General features: G+C 55.6%; 10 protein-coding genes. 3 read left to right on the forward strand and 7 right to left on the reverse strand.

The features are described from left to right. Window positions 1-104: 104 nt before the first annotated feature. Entirely contained in the window at window positions 105-1,007 is a 903-nt protein-coding gene (gene rsmI, locus KR51_RS05420) for a 16S rRNA (cytidine(1402)-2'-O)-methyltransferase (protein WP_040655278.1), read from the forward strand. A gap of 892 nt (window positions 1,008-1,899) precedes the next feature. Here rsmI and radA read toward each other — a convergent pair. After that, window positions 1,900-3,402, reverse strand: a complete 1,503-nt coding sequence (radA, locus tag KR51_RS05425; RefSeq protein WP_022605678.1) for a DNA repair protein RadA — start codon at window positions 3,400-3,402, stop codon at window positions 1,900-1,902. Window positions 3,403-3,677: 275 nt separating this feature from the next. Between radA and rpaB the strand changes: the two genes are divergently transcribed. Further along, window positions 3,678-4,412 (forward strand): response regulator transcription factor RpaB, encoded by a 735-nt coding sequence (rpaB, locus tag KR51_RS05430; protein ID WP_040655280.1) that lies wholly within the window; start codon window positions 3,678-3,680, stop codon window positions 4,410-4,412. Between the two features lie 121 nt (window positions 4,413-4,533). Continuing rightward, window positions 4,534-5,217 carry a cofactor assembly of complex C subunit B gene (locus KR51_RS05435; protein ID WP_022605682.1) on the forward strand — a complete coding sequence of 228 codons (684 nt, stop codon included), beginning with the start codon at window positions 4,534-4,536 and terminating at the stop codon, window positions 5,215-5,217. Between the two features lie 459 nt (window positions 5,218-5,676). Here KR51_RS05435 and KR51_RS05440 read toward each other — a convergent pair whose 3' ends face one another. The 6 genes from KR51_RS05440 to KR51_RS05465 form a co-directional block, all read right to left on the reverse strand. Next, the gene (locus KR51_RS05440) at window positions 5,677-6,663 is read right to left on the reverse strand and encodes an RNA polymerase sigma factor, RpoD/SigA family (protein WP_022605683.1); all 987 of its coding nucleotides are present in this window, start codon (window positions 6,661-6,663) and stop codon (window positions 5,677-5,679) included. A 406-nt stretch (window positions 6,664-7,069) separates the two neighbouring features. After that, the gene (locus tag KR51_RS05445) at window positions 7,070-8,485 is read right to left on the reverse strand and encodes a hypothetical protein (RefSeq protein ID WP_022605685.1); all 1,416 of its coding nucleotides are present in this window, start codon (window positions 8,483-8,485) and stop codon (window positions 7,070-7,072) included. Window positions 8,486-8,557: 72 nt separating this feature from the next. Further along, window positions 8,558-9,919 (reverse strand): oligosaccharide flippase family protein, encoded by a 1,362-nt coding sequence (locus KR51_RS05450; RefSeq protein ID WP_022605686.1) that lies wholly within the window; start codon window positions 9,917-9,919, stop codon window positions 8,558-8,560. Window positions 9,920-9,927: 8 nt separating this feature from the next. Then, window positions 9,928-12,258 carry a GumC family protein gene (locus tag KR51_RS05455; protein WP_022605688.1) on the reverse strand — a complete coding sequence of 777 codons (2,331 nt, stop codon included), beginning with the start codon at window positions 12,256-12,258 and terminating at the stop codon, window positions 9,928-9,930. Between the two features lie 160 nt (window positions 12,259-12,418). After that, complete coding sequence (locus KR51_RS05460) at window positions 12,419-14,242, reverse strand: aspartate kinase (protein WP_022605690.1); 1,824 nt, start codon at window positions 14,240-14,242, stop codon at window positions 12,419-12,421. 129 nt (window positions 14,243-14,371) lie between these two features. After that, on the reverse strand, window positions 14,372-17,272 hold the full coding sequence (locus tag KR51_RS05465) for a M48 family metalloprotease (RefSeq protein ID WP_022605692.1): 2,901 nt from the start codon (window positions 17,270-17,272) through the stop codon (window positions 14,372-14,374). Between the last annotated feature and the right edge of the window lie 75 nt (window positions 17,273-17,347).

The following is a 17,347-nucleotide window of genomic DNA, read 5'->3' on the forward strand; positions in this document are numbered from 1 at the left end:
AGTCTTATTAGTGCTATCGACGTTCCAGCCTCGATCGCCGCTTAGCTTTAGGGGATCGTCCCCAAACAGCGCGCGCGGCGCGGGTTGATATGAACTTGCCCGACATGAATGAGCCCGAGACCCACTTGCCGGGAACGTTGTATCTGGTCGCGACGCCGATCGGGAACTTGGATGACATGACCTTTCGTGCAGTACGCGTGTTGCAAACCGCAGATCTGATTGCAGCCGAGGATACGCGCCGAACCGGCAAGCTCCTGCAGCACTTCGCGATCGCTACGCCGCAAACGAGCTACCACGAGCACAACCGCCGCCAACGCGCTGCCGAGTTGGTAGATCGCCTGCTAGCAGGTGCCAACATCGCACTCGTCACCGATGCCGGGATGCCGGGAATTTCCGATCCGGGAAGCGAGCTGGCTGCGGCTTGCGCCGCTGCCGGGATTCCCGTCGTACCCGTTCCCGGAGCCACTGCCGCGATCGCCGCGATCGCCGCCTCGGGATTACCGGCGGGTCGCTTCGCGTTTGAGGGCTTTCTGCCAACCAAGCACAAGGACCGTCAGGCGCGTCTGCAATCACTCGCAACCGAACCCCGCACGATCGCCCTTTACGAAGCACCGCATCGCTTGCTAACGACACTTCAGGATCTGGCGGCTGCCCTAGGCGGCGATCGCGCGGTCGTCCTCGCCCGCGAACTGACCAAACTGCACGAGGAGTTCGCCCACCTTACGCTCGGTGAGGCGATCGCCTGCTACCAAACGCGCCAGCCCAAAGGCGAATTCGTGTTGGTGTTAGCCGGTGCGACGTGCGATCGCCAAATCGACCTCACGCCCGACGCGCTGCGTGCCGAACTCCAAGATGCGCTCGAGCGGGGATTGACGCGATCGCAAGCCTGCCGGGAGCTTGCAAACCTAACCGGACTGCCGCGCCGCGACCTCTACCAACTTGCCCTCGACCTCGACGGGAGCGTACCCGACGCCGGAAAAGCGGACGGCGATCGGTCCAGCCGCTGAAGCGAACCGTCACCTAAATCGGTGTGGACAGTGGAAACCAGACATTGCCGGCGATCGCTCCCCATCGGGGAGAGTGTCAAGTATTTTATGTAATACCAACTTTAGGAAGTTCCGCGACAGATGGCAGATTGGGATCCTTTACTCCCAGGAATTGTTTGCCTCATCTGTCGTAGGCATTGTGAAAATTGGTATAAGCTTCGCTTTCAGTCTGTGAAACAGTCGGGCTACTCAATGGATAAGCGCGCCAGCGCAGCCTTCTAGCCAGGAATATTCACGAAAATTTGCGAAGCCTCAAACCCTTGCTCTGACTAGGCTCTAATCTACGTGTATAGAAACGTACTGTCATTGAGCGAAAAAGTCTGCAAGCCTTGCAAGGCAAAAGGTTTAGGGTCTCCGCATAAGAGTTCTTGAATAATCCAGGCTAGCGCTACGTACACCGGTTTCGTTACTGCCTCCTCTGATGGGTAAGACCCCTTCGTTTTCATCACCTTCGCTTAAGAATCTCAACTCGATTTGGCATCCTTAGGGTGATGCACTTAAGACTCTTCAGGCTGAGATTCTCTCACATCAGGTCTGTGAGCCTTTATCTCCGCCTTTAAGTCAGTACCGTTCATCCTACGTCTTCTCTGCTGTAAGAAGATCTGAACGTACTCCAGGGTAAAAACCAGAAGGCAAGAAACGACCAGAAATCATCGATCTCGCGCGTGCACTATTCCTACGCCTTTAACTAGAGCTGCCTAACCACACGCGTCATTGCGCAACGATTTTCCGTGCTGAATGACTGCTCCGCAAACTCCAACACTGAGAGATTATCAGTCTTGCCCGATCCCCACAAATATAGGTCGACCACACTCGCCGTTGCTTAGCTGCAAACGCTGAGATGTTGGTGATGCTAATGCGATTTATCGGGGACTTCGTCCTCGGTTGATGGATTTGCGTGGGTATGGGTTGGAATTGCCGCGACGATCGCGTCGATCGCTCGCCCCACAGGAACGACTTCGATCCCAATGTCGGCAGGCAACTCGTTACCGATTGGGACGATCGCGCGATCGAAGCCCAATTTGGCGGCCTCGCGCAGGCGCAATTCGAGTTGCGGTACTCGGCGTACCTGGCCGCCCAAGCCTACTTCGCCGATCAGGACCGAGCGCGGATCGACCAAGCGATCGCGAAAGCTCGCCACCACTGCAACGGCAATGCCCAAATCTGCAGCCGGTTCTTCGACGCCCAGTCCGCCAGCCGTCGCCACGTAGGCATCGAGCTTGGAAAGCGGAATACCGACGCGCTTTTCGAGAACGGCAAGGATCTGCTGCAAGCGATTGAAGCTGACGCCAGTCGTCGCGCGGCGCGGCGACGAATAGCTCGTCGGACTGACCAACGCTTGCAACTCCACGACCAGCGGACGCGTCCCCTCGCAAGCCACCACCGTTGCCGTGCCGGGTGCGGCTTCGTCGCGGCTGCCCAGGAACAACGCCGACGGGTTTTCCACCTCCCGCAAACCGCTATCTACCATCTCGAAGACGCCGACCTCATGGGTAGCACCAAAGCGGTTTTTGACTGCTCGCAGCAGTCGATGAGAGGCAAAGCGATCGCCTTCACAATACAGCACTGTATCGACCAAGTGCTCCAGAACGCGCGGTCCGGCCAGCGAGCCTTCCTTGGTGACGTGCCCGACGATCATCAAGGTTATGTTCGCGCGTTTGGCAACTTGCATTAACGCTGAGGTACATTCGCGCACCTGCGATACCGATCCTGGAGCAGAGGATAGCGCTGCGTAATAAAGTGTTTGGATGCTATCGATGACGGCAACCCGTGGTCGCAGAGCTTCGAGCTCGCGGAGAATGGCCTCGAGGTCCGTTTCCGCCAAGATATACAGGTTCTCCGAGACGGGTGTTCGCGCAGTGACTGCTGTTGATGCAGTCGGTTGCGTAGTTGTTACGCCCAGGCGCGTCGCTCTTAGTTTGATCTGATGGGCAGACTCCTCCGCAGCTACGTAAAGGGTGCGGTGCTCGCGCGCCACGCGATCGGCAACTTGCAATAGCAGCGTTGACTTGCCGATTCCCGGATCGCCGCCGAGCAACACTAGCGAGCCCGGTACGATGCCACCACCCAAGACGCGGTCGAATTCTCCGAATCCGGACGGAAACCGAGACAGCGCGCAGTTGCGGACGTCGGCAAGCTGAATAGCGGCTAGTAAGTATGGCTCGCGTTCGCCGCTCGAAACGGGAGCGCGCGCGGAAATTGGCTCCCGACCGGGTCGGGAGGTAGTGCTAGTTGTGGAAACCTGCACCTCTTCCTGCAGCGTACCGAAAGTATTGCACGTCGGACATTTCCCGAACCACTGCCGGTGTTCGGCTCCGCAGGCATTGCAGACAAAGACAGTGCGGGGTTTCGCCATGATAAATGGAGGAAAAAAACGAGCGGGCCGTTGGAAAGGCAGCAAGTTCACATCGGTCAACTAAAGTCAATAAACGGATGTGAAGCTAAAAGAAGCTTTGGCCCGCCAAACATAAAATAAAGCTTAGAAATCTTGCGAATTGTGCCCGTCAGAGCGATGCTCTACGGTATGCCCGTATGGCGGGATCGTGCAAGCGGGGACCGACTTGGAACAAAATGTAGCGCGATCGCGGCGGTGTGTGTAAGGGTTGAAAGTACAAGGGAGCGTTGGGGAAGTTGGAAACGCATAAAGAGCGAATTCTGGTTGTGGACGACGAAGCAAGTATTCGCCGCATCCTTGAAACGCGTCTCTCAATGATCGGATACGACGTGGTGACGGCAGCAGATGGGGAAGAGGCACTGGTAACGTTCGGCAAAACCGACCCCGATTTAGTGGTATTGGACGTGATGATGCCGAAGCTAGATGGCTACGGCGTATGCCAAGAACTGCGGAAGGACTCCGATATCCCCATCATCATGCTTACGGCCCTCGGTGATGTCGCAGATCGCATAACAGGTCTAGAGTTGGGCGCAGACGACTACGTCGTCAAACCGTTTTCGCCCAAGGAATTGGAAGCGCGCATTCGCTCGGTATTGCGCCGAGTCGAGAAAGACAGTTCGCCGGGCATACCCAGCTCTGGTGTCATTCACGTCAGTTCGCTGAAAATCGATACCAACCGCCGCCAAGTATACAAAGGTGACGAGCGCATCCGCCTGACGGGAATGGAATTTAGCTTGTTAGAGTTGCTAGTCAGCCGCTCGGGGGAGCCGTTTTCACGCTCGGAAATTCTCCAAGAAGTTTGGGGTTACACCCCCGAGCGTCATGTGGATACGCGAGTGGTCGACGTTCACATCTCGCGCTTGCGCGCGAAGCTAGAGGATGACCCGAGCAATCCGGAGCTGATTTTGACCGCACGCGGTACGGGCTATATGTTTCAGCGCATTTTGGACGTACCGGGTACTGACGGTTGATGAGTTGGATGCGGACGCGATCTGAGATCGACCCTCCACACAATTGTCTTGACGTTGTTGCCTTCGGTCGCATTGCTAGTGTGGCGCTCGGCTGGCAGGGAATCCCCAGACTTGCCCGAACATGACTAATGACAAGTCAAGTGTCTTCCGCGATCCAAACCGCTGGGTGCGCCAGCTACCTTTAATTGCTGGCACGCTCGGTGGGATCTTATTGATGATCAATCGTCTCAGCACGCTAGAGCTGACCGTATCCCAGTCGCGATCGGATGCGGTGGGAGTGTTGTTGAGCGCGCTGCTGATTTTGGCAGGCCTATTGTGGCAGCAGGTGCAGGCACGGTCGCCGGAGTCGGTACAGTTACAGGGTGAGACTGGTTTCGAGCTCGAAGGCGGGTTGCCAGAAAGCGCGCGAGCAGAGCTGGCCTGGGCATCGCATTTGCTCCTGACCAATACGGCAACTCGATCGCTAGTGGTGACTTACGATGCCCAGGTCATACTGAGGCGTGGAGTGCTGGGTCCGCAGGCAAAGGTAAATCCCGGTCCGATCGTGCAGCGCGTCCTGGCAACAAGTAAGGCAGTATATCTGGTTGACTTGAAGCTGTATCCGGGTCGTGTTGAGTTTGACTACCTACCGCCCAATACCCAAGGTATTATCTGTCAGCCGCTGGGTTCCCAAGGTGTAATGGTTCTGGCAGCGAATGCCCCTCGTAGTTACACGCGTCAGGATGAAGCCTGGATTGCAGGAATTGCCGACAAGCTGGCATCAATTCTTGATGTTGCGATAGCCGCATCTGGTAAGCCAGACTAAGAGCTCACCAGCTATATCAGAATCGCGTAATTACTTGCCGTTCCTGAATCTTCAGATGAGGATAGTGCCAGAACTGCTGCAATCCGACGCGGAAAGTGTTCTGGTGGATTTGATTTCTAGCGCAATTAAAAGGCATTGTGTTGGTTTCAAAACTCTGATGAAAGTCAAAGACGGCAGCGGTTCGGCTGCTACCGTCTTTACTGGAGTTATCAGAGGGACTTGAGTAAATGTACCGACACAGCCCTAGCTAGGGCTTGCTGAAAAAGGCTGGAATCTCTGCAATGAAACGATCTCAGCGTTTTCTATGCCAGAAAAGTGCAAGTTTATAGGCACCAGAGCCTCAAAACCCTTGCACTTGTGCCGAGAATCCGAGGCAAAAAGCTGGGGCTATATGGTAAAAGCCAGATTCCATAAGCTCTCTGCCTCCTAAATTCGTTTTGTGGAATTTTTCAGCAAACCCTAGCTAGCTGCGATGTACTCCTGAACGCTAGCGCGGCGGCGGCGTAACTGTGCGAGAGCCTGATGTTCCAGCTGTCTCACGCGCTCTCGGCTAAGGTTCAGACGCTTGCCAACCTTGGCTAAGGATAACTCTTTGCCATCTTCGAGACCAAAGCGCAAGGATAATACTGCTCGCTGCTGTGGCGTTAATTCTGCCAGCAGCGAATCGAGGTCTTGGCGCATCAACTCCTGGGTGATGTAGGTCTCAGGCGAGTTGTCGTTGTCTTCAAGCAGTTCAGACAACTCCGTGTCCTGGTTGTCACCTACACGCACGTCAAGAGAAATTGGCTGGCGCGCAATGCTCAAGTATTCGCGAATCTGTGCCGTCTCCAGTCCGAGTTCAGCCCCGATCTCGGCCGGTGATGCATTGCGACCTAGCTTTTGGGCTAACTCGCGCTGTACTTTTTTGATTTTGTTGAGCTTTTCGGTAATGTGGATTGGCAGGCGAATTGCCCGTGCCTGTTGCGCGATCGCACGGGTAATTGCTTGTCGGATCCACCAATACGCGTAGGTAGAAAACTTGTATCCACGCGTGGGGTCGAACTTCTCAACCCCGCGCTCCAGACCCAGAGTTCCTTCCTGGATAAGGTCAAGGAACTCCATGTTACGCTTTTGATACTTTTTAGCGATCGCAACGACTAAACGAAGATTGGCCTCGATCATCTTGCGCTTCGCGCGCGCGCCGCGCTCCAGCAAGCACTTCAGCTCGTTCGCTTCGATTTCAGCCCGTTCGGCCCACTCTCGGTCAGTCGGCTCGCGCTCTAGTTCCTGGGCTAGCCCCTCTTTCTGCTCAAGCAGTGCCATCATTTTCTGAACCTGCTTACCGTACACGATCTCTTGTTCGTGAGTTAGCAGAGGGACGCGACCGATTTCGTGCAGATAGGTTCGCACCATATCCGCAGAAAACATCGGTTGCTCTTTCGTGGTTTTGATGTTGGCAGTGGGCATCTCTGGTCTCGCCGTAACTCGGTGGATAGACGTTAGTCCGTTAACTGCCTGCCCCACGCCCTCGAAATAGCTCGAGAGCACAGCTGCCCGGCACGAGAACTCTTACCGGGAGGGGGACAGCTGCAGTGAGAACTGGCAACGCGTTGGATCCTTGCAAAAAAGCAAACAAACGCTACGGGTTGCCGTGAATCATCCTCACAATCCGAAGTCGTTATGAGTTCGATCTAAATTATAGCGAACCGTACGCTTAGACCGGGCCGCCAGCAGGCGGGTTCCCGTACTCGGACCCATATAGCTAGGGGTAATGGCGAGTGCCGCAGCTGTGCGCGCAGAGATCGCTATAATACTATGATGCGAGATTTCGAGGTCGATGTGCCAGCGAACGTGACGATAAGTTTTTGTGACACTATCGATGGCATGCTGAACCTCGAGCGGGCGTTCGAGTCATGCGACTCGTGGCAGGCAGTTGGCGCTGACCCTTTGGTGACCTGGGAGCGATCGGCAGCTGGGGTCCTTGGAGGACGAGGCCAGCCAGAGCGCCGTTGGCAAGAATGAATATCGGATTCACCATTGCATTAAGCAAGCAGTCGATCGTGTATAACACCAAGATGAGCGCGACTGCTGATGCCGGAGCAAATTCGGGCCGTTCCCATGCCTTTTTGCGGTAGCGCAAGCTGAAGTAGAGTAGTGGAGGCAGAAGCATCGTAGCGGTCAAACTCGCTAGCCCAACGAGCCCGCTCTCGCCGAAAGCAATGATCCACAAACTGTCGGTAGTTGAAACATTGCGACCGAACTTGTCGTAGACGCGCGATCGCCCCCAGCCTCCCCACCCGAAGAGCAGGCGCTGGCGTGCCTTGTCAGCTAAAAGTTTTTCGTTGTCGAACCGAAATTCTATCGAGCCGACGCGTGCTTCGCTGACGCCAATGCTGTTGAGGGAGGTTACGATTTGGTTTTGATATCCAGGGGCATCGACGACCGTATTGGTTACTAGGTAAAAGCAAATACCAGTACTAACCAACAGAATCGGCAAAGAAGTCTGCATGCGCTTGCCGCTCCACATCAGTAGTAATCCGAGTGCCAGCAGTGCATAAGCACCAGTAGACTTAACCAAGATTGTTGTTAGTACGAGGCTGGCAACCAACCAGCTCATATCGATATTATAAATTTTTGTCAGGACACCCGAGCGCCACAGCCAGAAGCCGATAAATGTTGCAGCCATCATCCACAATCCGACTTCCAAGCCGTGTTGCATAAAAACAACCGGACGCCAGCCACCATAACGCATGGTATGCGCAAAACTGTGTTGGTGGAAGCCGTAGAGCATACCGTGGAGCTGCGGACTCATTCGTGCTTCATACAAACAGAGCGGGACGTAAAGTATTCCGCCAACGCAAATTCCTAAGGCTAGTTGATAAAGCCCATAAAGGTTGCCTAAGTAGAGACGTCCGAGAAAATAAGGCAATCCCCAAGTTACTGTTTGTGTCAGGCTTGAAGTCATACCGTCATACAACCCCAGTCCGTTATTTACCGAAGAAAGCAATGGGCAGATACACCAAAGCAACATCGGTGCGTCTAGCCAGCTCGGGCTAAACCTGCTGAGGCGCTGGGTGTCGAACAGCAACATTGCCAGAAAAACACCGCAAACGGTTACACCAGTTTTGGTGAGGTCGGGCAGTCCAGCGATACGATAGCCTGCTACGGGCAAGAACAGCCATGCGGCAACAAAGCTGAAAACGACAGCACGTTGAAGAGGCAGGCGGGTGAACAGATATAAAACAACTGGTATCCAGCAGAAGAGGGCGAGTGGAACGAGGAACCCCATAAGTGGCAAAAGATGGTTGATGATGTGAACTACATACCTAAGTCTTGATGGAAGCAGCTTAATAGTGGAGTATCAGATGCTGTTCGATACTAGGCGGTCGAGGGGCAATCCCCAGCCCGCGATCGCGCGGATGTAGAACAATAAGCCGATGGTTCCGATTAAGACGCAACTGATCCATGCGTCCTGCCACCAACTCGATAAACCTTCGCGTGCGAGTCCCCAGCCGACCGTGCCGTAATACGGTAAGTCATTGAATGCGACAGCAACGATGGCACCCGTAATACCAAACCATCGGAAGCAAAGGGGCAAGGCAGCTAGCATATATGCGAATTTAAGTGCGTTGCCGAAAGCCATGTAGCGCGGTTCCCCGATTGCGAGTAGGGCAGGGCTCATTGTCAGTGACAACACGTGCGGCCAAAGTCCGAGGGCCAGTACTGGCAGCATCCATGCTCCATCCGCATAACGCTCGTCGTAGAGCAATTGGATTAAGAAGTCGCCGCTGCTGCTCAAGATAGCAATTAGTCCTGCAAGTCCGAGTACAACCCAGCGGCGTTTTGCAAGGAGCTCAAAGCGCAGAAGTGCTCGCGGTTCAGCTGCGCGTTTCGAAACCAAGGGGAAAATGACAGCACTACTCAATCGCTGGAGAACCTGACGCGGTAAATCGGCAAAGGTAAAAGCAATACTGTAGACCCCGAGCAGCCCGATCGGGATTAGCTTACCCAGGATCAGCCGATCGGATTGCGATGCCAAGAAGGTCAGCGCCGTCGATAAAAAAATCCACCGGCCGAACGAGCGCAGTTCTTTAAGTGCCTCTGGCTCCCATGCAAGGTGGTTTTCGTAGACGGCATGCGGTAGCAGGCGGTGGCTCCAGAAAGCGAGCGTGAGAGCCTGTACGTAGCTACCCAACACGAGTGCCAAAATCGTGCCATTGAAGCGTGCCCAGACAAGCATAATTGCGAGCGACGCGATCTGAGCGCATAGCTTAAGCAGTACGATACGGCCGACTACCATGCGCCGCGCGAGCGTATGTAATGCTGTAGAACTAAAGCTCAGTAGCACTCCCGACAAGCCTAGGGTGGGTAACAACCACACTAACTCCGGTGCCGTTGTGAAATATTGCGCCGCCGGCCACGCTAGTAAGCAGCAGGCTACCCATATTCCAACTCCTCGCAGGATCTGAATTGTCCAGGCAGTATTGTAGAATTCAGGCTCGTCGCCGCGCGGGCTGCGCACGATACTTGGAGCAATGCCGATGTCGGAAAATAGGTCAAGACCCGTGACGAGGGTATTCGCCAGACCCATCAAGCCGAAGAACTCTCGCGGCAGCCATCGTGTCAGCAAGAGGTTGCTGCACAGGCGAAGGAACTGATTTGTACTGAATCCTAATAAAGTCCAGATGCTTCCACGCAGCGCGAGTTGCCTGAGGGATGGCATTGGCCTTTCTACTCTTCAGCAGCGACGCGGTGCCGATGCTGACCAGAATGCAGTGGTGCAGGCACTGGCAAGACCTTGGAAGCCTCGTTTAAGTGGCGATCGGTGGAGGGCAACTCCTCGACCTTGCGGCGGTCCCGTGCCGCCGCGCGCGGGACTGGTTTGGGACGCTTGCGGGGCGAACCGTCATTGGCGATTGCGCCGATGATGGGGAGATTAAAGGCAGAAATTTCATCGAGAACATCCAATGTCACCGAGCGCTGTGTCTTGCCAATCCCGATGACGGATACCAGCCCGCCAGCATTAGCCGCTAAGAACTTCGCATCCGCATAGCGATCGAGTGGTGGCGTATCGTATATCACGAGATCGAAGGCACTCGCTAGGCGGCTGCTGATTTTTTCCATTGCACCCGACGCGAGTAGCTGCCCAGCCTCGGATAACACGCCGCCCGAGGTCATAACGAATAAGGTGTCTGAACTCGAAAGGCGCTGTAATAAAGTCTGGCGTTGAGGTTCGCGCGACTGCAACAACAACTGCTTGAGCCCTTGTAGATTGTTTAAGTTCAGCAAGGTATGCAGCTGCGGGTTGCGAAGATTGGCATCTACGAGCAGTACGCGTCGACCAGCTGCTGCTGCCGTGTAAGCAAGGTGCAAGGCAACGGTCGTTTTGCCATCTCCCTGTTGAGGGGAAGAAATTACGATGGACCGCAGCGGTGCATCCGAGTAGAAAAACAGAAGCTTCGCATAAATGGAGTTAAACGCTTCGCGGAAAATTGCAGCGGGGGAGTCCGGCGCTTCGCCAAACAGCGGCTTGAGATCGCGAATAGCAGGCGCTACGGGACTGCACGGCACGATCTCTAGCAGGGGAACGGGCGATGCGTCACTAAGGTCATCGCTGGAGAAAAAGATGTCTTCGCGTTTGTCGATGAGGACGGCTAGTCCGGTACCGGCGATCAACCCGAAGAAGGCTCCCAATACGAGCATCTTCTTGCTACTGACGGCAAGAGGAATTGGCTTGCCATCGCGATCGCGCGGCAATTGCGGCTCGGTCACGAGTTCCCAGGGCACTTGCGTTTGAGCGGCTTCCACCTTCAGTCGCTCGCGCTCGCTCAGCAATTGATCGAGGGTTCGGTTGACGACCTCGAGCTCTCGCTGCATATCGGTATAGCGCCTTACGATTGCAGGGAAGGCTTGAATTTCAGCTTTGAGAGCAGCTTCTTGCTCGCTCAGTCCGCGTTCTCGCAATTCGAGCTGGACAATCGCGCCAGAAACATCCATTAACTGGCTGACTAATCCTCGCCGTGCCGCATCCAGATAGATGCGGACCCGGGGATCGCTTGCAAACTCGTCTCCCAGAGACTCTCGGGCGCGCTGCTCGAGTAGAGGACGCAGGTTGGCGCGTTGAGCGACTAGCTCGTTAACGATCGGGGAGCCGGCCCGAAAGCGGGCAGTTTCGGCAGCAATTCGTTCTTCAACGGACTGTAAATCGAGTACGAGCTTTTGATAGACGGGATCGCCACTGAGTGCTGAAGCGGCGAGGGCAACATCGGGACCAAAGCCGAGCTGTTCTTGCAACTGAACGTACAGCTCCTGTTGCTCGGATAGCTGGCGACTGGCTTCCAAACGCAGCTCGGATGTGGCCCGCAATTGCAATGACAGCGCTTGACCTTCTTGTAGCGGATCGAAGAAAGCGTGCTTCTGCTGTAATTGCTGCAGGTCGTTCTGAAGCATGTTGGAACGCTCGCGCAGTTCGGGTAACTGCTCCTCAATAAAACCTACACCCTCGCCAATACGACTCTTACGCTCCTCAAGGCTATAGCGCAAATATTCATCGGCAAGTACGTCCAGAACCGTGCTAACAACAATAGGATCCCGACCTTCGAAAACGACTTCAAGGATGCGAAACTCCCGTCCCAGGCGGTCGACGGTCAAACCGAGTTGCAGGTCTCGTCCAGTAAAGTCGGGCTTGTCTTGGCGTACGCGATCTACAACACTCGACAGGATACGCGGGCTTTGCAGCAAGACTATTTGTGTCGGGTAATCGAGGCGGAAGGCTTCTTGACCTGGGACGCGGCCGCCATTACGCGTAAGCGCAGTTGGTTCGGATAGGCGAGCCTCGTTCGTGACAGGCTCGACAAGTACCTGGAAACTGCCCCTGTAGAGTGGCGGCAACATAGCCGCCAAAAGATAAGCCATACTCCCAAAAACACCAGTTACGCCAGCGACAGCAATCCACTGGCGTTTGACCGTAGCAAGCAGGGAGCGCAGGCTCAGGCCGCGTCGCGGGGAAATGTCTTGCTCTTCTGCGAAAGCCTGCTCTTCAAAGATGGGCGCGCTGGACACGGTATTACACAGAAACCCGATTTGATGAAACCAGTCTAGCTTAGATCGCGAAACGCGAGTGAGAATTTATACCGTTTTTCGAGGGCACGGTATTCACGTAGATCCGATTTTATATTTAATGAGGTCAGTCTAGCTTGGATTGCGAATCGCGAGTGAGAATTTATACCGCGTTTCTGCGATCGCCAACCAGATCGAACGTGGCATGAACTGCCCGTACAGCTTCTAAAGCTTCGGCTTCACCAATAATACAACTAAGCTTGATTTCAGAGGTGGCGATCGCCTGGATATTAATTTGGCGAGTGGCAAGGGCTTTAAACATACGTGCGGCAACACCCGGCTGTCCGAGCATCCCCGCACCCACAATACTGACTTTGGCAACCTCAGTTGCCGGGAGCACCTCACTTCCCGGCCAAGCAGCGCTCACAGATTGCAAGATTTTAGTAGCCTTTGTAGCATTGCCGCGTGCTGCGGTAAACGCAATATCGCGTGCGGGACTACCATTGATGATGCGACAGCGCTGAGACTGAATGATCGTGTCGACTCCGATTCCCGCGCTGGCAAGCTGCTCGAAAATTCGTGCGGCGGCACCTGGACGGTCGGGAACGTGACGCACTGCTAGCCAGGCTCGGTCTCGGTCGAGGGCAACACCGCAGACAGAAGGGTTTCTTGCCGCGACTGCACTCGGCACAGTAGGCGGAGCCTCAATACCGAACTCTGCTTGGAGAGCGTCGCAGGCACGCCGGGCACGCTGCGCTGGGGTTTCGTCGCCAACTGCCGGCACGTCCAGTACGCAGCTAATTTTGATTTCTGAGGTGGAAATGATTTGTAGGTTGATTCCTACAGCGGCTAGCGCCGCAAACATACGAGCGGCGATTTCCGGCCGCCCCACCGTGCCGGTCCCAACAATGGATACGATCGCGATCGCAGGTTCGACCACCACGCGTGCCTCTTCTGCGGCTGTTGGGTGCGAGCGCAGGACGGGCGCGATCGCTTCGGCAATCGCTGCTGCCGACTGGCAAGTATCTTTCCGAACGGTGAATGCCAAGTCGTTGCTGTTACCTTCGTGGATCGACTGGACGATCAAATCTACATCCACGCCCTGTCTGGCGATCTCGCCGAACAGGCGTGCAGCAATGCCCGGTGAATCGGGCACCTGCAGCATGGCGACTTTGGCTTGCGAGACATCGTACTCGATCGCATCCACGACCTTACCCAGTTCAAGACCGGTCAGCGAGCGCACTCGCGCGGGCGGTGCCAACACCACCGTGCCGGGTTCCTCGCTCCAACTCGAGCGGACGGCAAGCTCGACGCCGAAGTTACGGGCAATCTCCACCGCGCGTGGATGCAGAACCTTAGCCCCCACACTCGCCAATTCCAAGATCTCGTCGCAGTCCACAGTGGTCAACAAACGTGCGCCTGGGACCAAGCGCGGGTCGGCGGTGAGAATCCCCGGGACGTCGGTAAAAATTTCGCAGCGATCGGCACCCAGCGCAGCGGCCAGCGCTACGGCTGATGTGTCAGACCCGCCGCGACCGAGGGTCGTAATTTCCAACTCATCGCCCGGACTAATGCCCTGAAAACCTGCGATAACGACGACTTTGCCCTCACGTAAATGGCGCTGCAACCGTTGAGTCCGGATTTCCTGAATGCGCGCGCGGCCGTACTCGGCCTCGGTGACAATGCCAACCTGCGCGCCTGTCAGCGAGATTGCCGGCTGCCCCAGCTCGTGCAGTGCCATACTCAGCAGCGCGATCGAAACTTGTTCGCCCGTCGCTAACAGCATGTCTAACTCGCGACGACTGGGCTCGGAGGTGATTTGCCGCGCCAAACCATTCAACTCGTCGGTCGTCTTGCCCATAGCCGAAACTACGACCGCAACCGCATTGCCGTTGCTGACCGTTCGATCGACGCGCTTGGCAACCGCTCGAATTCGCTCGACCGTTCCGACAGATGTTCCCCCGTATTTTTGGACGATCAGCGCCACACCCGTCGCTCCCCCTGCCTGCCTCGCTTGAGTTCGCCCTCCAAGGTAACAGATCGGCTGCCCCTCGCGAGAACTGCTGCAATCGACCAATGACGGTTTGAATTCGGTCCTTCACGGAACAGGCGATCCCTAGACAAACAGCACGGGGAGTAGCTGAGGCAAAATGAAGCCCAATATCAAACAGACCCCACCGACGACGAGAGACCAGAAGCGGTGATAGCTGCGGACCATCGTCACCGGCTCATCTTCGCCTTCCAGCAATAACAAGTCGATCTGGGGAATAATCCCGCGTCGGAACCACCCGGTCGTGCGGACATCCCGACCGATGAGAAATTCAACTTGTGAAAGACCGAAGAGGAAGTTCCCGATCGGTCCGAATCGCGAAGAGTACCGCGCGAGGATCGTGCCCGTCTTATCCTGCATCTTCAAATCCGATCCAAAGCGATTTCCCGCATCGCCGCGACCGATCAACTCGGCATCGAGCTTGACGGGTTTCCCGCGCAGCGGACTAGCATAGGGGTCTGACATCAGTGTCATGATATCGGTTGCCGGCGCGCGCTTAAAGTCCGGGTACATAAACAAGGTTTTGACCAGTACGCCACTTCCGAAGAAAACCAAGATCAGCGATGGGAAAACAATGGGCGATGCTCCTACCCATAGAGCGCTGGTTCCAGCGACGAGCCCGAGGAAAAACATCAGCGCATCTAAGCGGAAGAGAATCAAGTCTGTCAGGAAGTTGCTATAGAGCTTGCGCTTGCTAAGCTGCCGACCTTCTTTAACGACTGCAGCGAAGTTGAACTCCACGTCTAGCCCCAGCTGCTCGGCATAGGTGCTAAGCGCGCGGATGCGTTTGCCCGTAAGGGGGTGCGTGGATTGCAGTTCCATCCACCAGCCCCAGGGGTTGAAGAGATCCCAGAGGAAAACGCGCCCGACTTTTTCAGGCTCGCTGGTGATGCTATACGCTGTTCCAGACGACGATGCGGCCTGCGCGTCATAAATTCCCAAGGCGCGCGTTCCCTCAACGAGTTTGCTACGTTTTTCGCCCTGGCGTACCTGTTCTTTCTCTTCTTCAACTAAACCGTAGGCAATCTTTACTAATGCGCGCGACAAAGCATTGGGATTGCCAGTCACTTCAGCAGCAAAGTGGTCGGCGTAGTACTCTCGGGTGCGCGACAGATAAAGCAGCAAGTACGTGCCAATAACGTAAAACACGTAAGCCGCCAATGCCACATTGTGCGTGAGTTCGCGTCCGCGATTGCCGCCGAACTTGATATCTCTCGTGAAGGTGTAAATCAAATACGTGAGCTGAACGAGCGTAGATGCTAACGTCATGACTGCAAAGTCCCAGTGCACCACGTGCCCCAGCTCGTGGGCATAAACCGCAGCGGTTTCATCGTCGTCGAGGTAGGTAAACAACCCCTGACTAACGACTACGCGTGCGGTGCTCGGTAGCGAACCATAGGTGAATGCAGTTGGGTTCTGGTCGTCAATCAGACCTATGCGCGGCACCGGTAGTTTGCGGTCGCGGCAGATGCGCTCGATCGTTTCAGCTGCCTCGGGGCTGCTGCGTCTGATGTGTCCCAGACCCACCCATTTTGTGCCGTATAACAGGCTCTGGATGATGTCCATGAGCGTGGGCGAAATAAAAAAGATGACCAGCTGTAAAACAACTGCGATCGATGCCGCCACAGTCAATCCCAATAGGCGGTTCTCGCCTTGCACGCCCACGGCTGCCAACACGAGTACCAACAGCATACCGAACACCAAACCGACCGTTACCGTTGAGGCTAGGGTGAGGCTGCTGGCAACGCCTTGCATTGCCAACTTGACGCCTAGCTGTGCGGCGCGGTTGGCTTTCGGGAAGCGACTGGGTAGCTTGCTGGGGCGGCGGCGGTTCGGCGAGGAGCCTTCGCCATCAACAATGGGTCGGGCTTTGGCAATGTGGAGAGCAGCGAGTTGCTGTTTGGCCCAGGTTGCTCTCATCTCGTCGCCGCTTCTGGCGATGTCTTCGCAAATAGCGATCGCCCGATCGTACTGGCGCGTATTTCGATAGGTCTTTATCAGACCCATGCGCGCTTCGCGATAGGTTTCAGAGCCGTTGTCATCGCCACAACGCCTGCAATATTCTTCTAGCGCCGCGATCGCATCGTGGTAACGTTTTTCCTGAAGTGCTTGCAGCCCGACTTGAAAATACTTCTTAAGCTCGGTTTGTATATCTTCTTCGATCTTCGCCAGCATGGTTTCTCCCCAGTCGCGTACTTCGCGCCGAGGGTGCTCGGTGAGTTTTTGGCACAGATGCAGGGCTTTCTCGTGTTCGCGCTCGCCACGGTAGGCTTGCACGAGTTGCATGCGAGCTTTCTGAAACGTCTCTGACTGGTAGTCCTTGCTGCTACCTTGCTGGCAGTATTCTTCGAGCGCCGAGACCGCCTCGCTAAAGTTTTTGTGCTTGAATGCTTGCAATCCTCGCTTGAGCAATTGCTCTAGCTCGCGTTTATGCTCCTCAGCAGTGAAGCAGTCGAGGACTTCGCGCGCCCAATTACGGACTTCTGGTCGGCGGTTCTCGACCAAGCGCTCGGCAATAGAACGAGCCTTCTTGCGATCGCCTGCTCCGTCGTAAGCGCGAACGAGCTCCATGCGGGCGTGTACGGCATCGTCGGATTGCAGATTGATACCGGGCGAGCGATAGAAGTCTTCCAGGGCTTTGATTGCATCGGCGAAACGCCCTTGCTGTAGTGCGGCTTGCCCCTCGGTCAGTTGCTGAGCTGACTCAGCGTAACGCGCCTCGGCTTCCAGGGTAGCTAGCGCCGCCCTCGCCCAGTTACTGACATTGGGGTGTGGATAGTTAGCTAACTCACGTCCGAGGACGACAGCCTTCTGGAGCTGACCATTCCCGTGATAAGCGCGAACGAGTTCCATCCGTGCCTGCAGGAAATCGGGGTCCGACACGTTTGTGCCAACCGCCTCTAATGCTCGCACGGCGTCCTGAAATCGCCCCTCCTGGAGTGCTTGCAAACCAGCCTGGAATGACATTGACCCTTACCGATTAAGAACCTACCGTTTACTGGATTGCCGATGCGTCGACCCGCAATCCCACTCCCAATTATT

Origin of the sequence: Rubidibacter lacunae KORDI 51-2 (assembly GCF_000473895.1) — a bacterium.
GTDB classification, from domain to species: domain Bacteria; phylum Cyanobacteriota; class Cyanobacteriia; order Cyanobacteriales; family Rubidibacteraceae; genus Rubidibacter; species Rubidibacter lacunae.

Bases quoted from the DNA above. Each gene is read 5' to 3' on its own strand.
- radA (WP_022605678.1), bottom strand. From the start codon at position 3,402: ATGGCGAAACCCCGCACTGTCTTTGTCTGCAATGCCTGCGGAGCCGAA.
- KR51_RS05450 (WP_022605686.1), bottom strand. From the start codon at position 9,919: ATGCCATCCCTCAGGCAACTCGCGCTGCGTGGAAGCATCTGGACTTTA.
- KR51_RS05445 (WP_022605685.1), bottom strand. From the start codon at position 8,485: ATGGGGTTCCTCGTTCCACTCGCCCTCTTCTGCTGGATACCAGTTGTT.
- KR51_RS05465 (WP_022605692.1), bottom strand. From the start codon at position 17,272: ATGTCATTCCAGGCTGGTTTGCAAGCACTCCAGGAGGGGCGATTTCAG.
- KR51_RS05435 (WP_022605682.1), top strand. From the start codon at position 4,534: ATGACTAATGACAAGTCAAGTGTCTTCCGCGATCCAAACCGCTGGGTG.
- rsmI (WP_040655278.1), top strand. From the start codon at position 105: ATGAATGAGCCCGAGACCCACTTGCCGGGAACGTTGTATCTGGTCGCG.
- KR51_RS05440 (WP_022605683.1), bottom strand. From the start codon at position 6,663: ATGCCCACTGCCAACATCAAAACCACGAAAGAGCAACCGATGTTTTCT.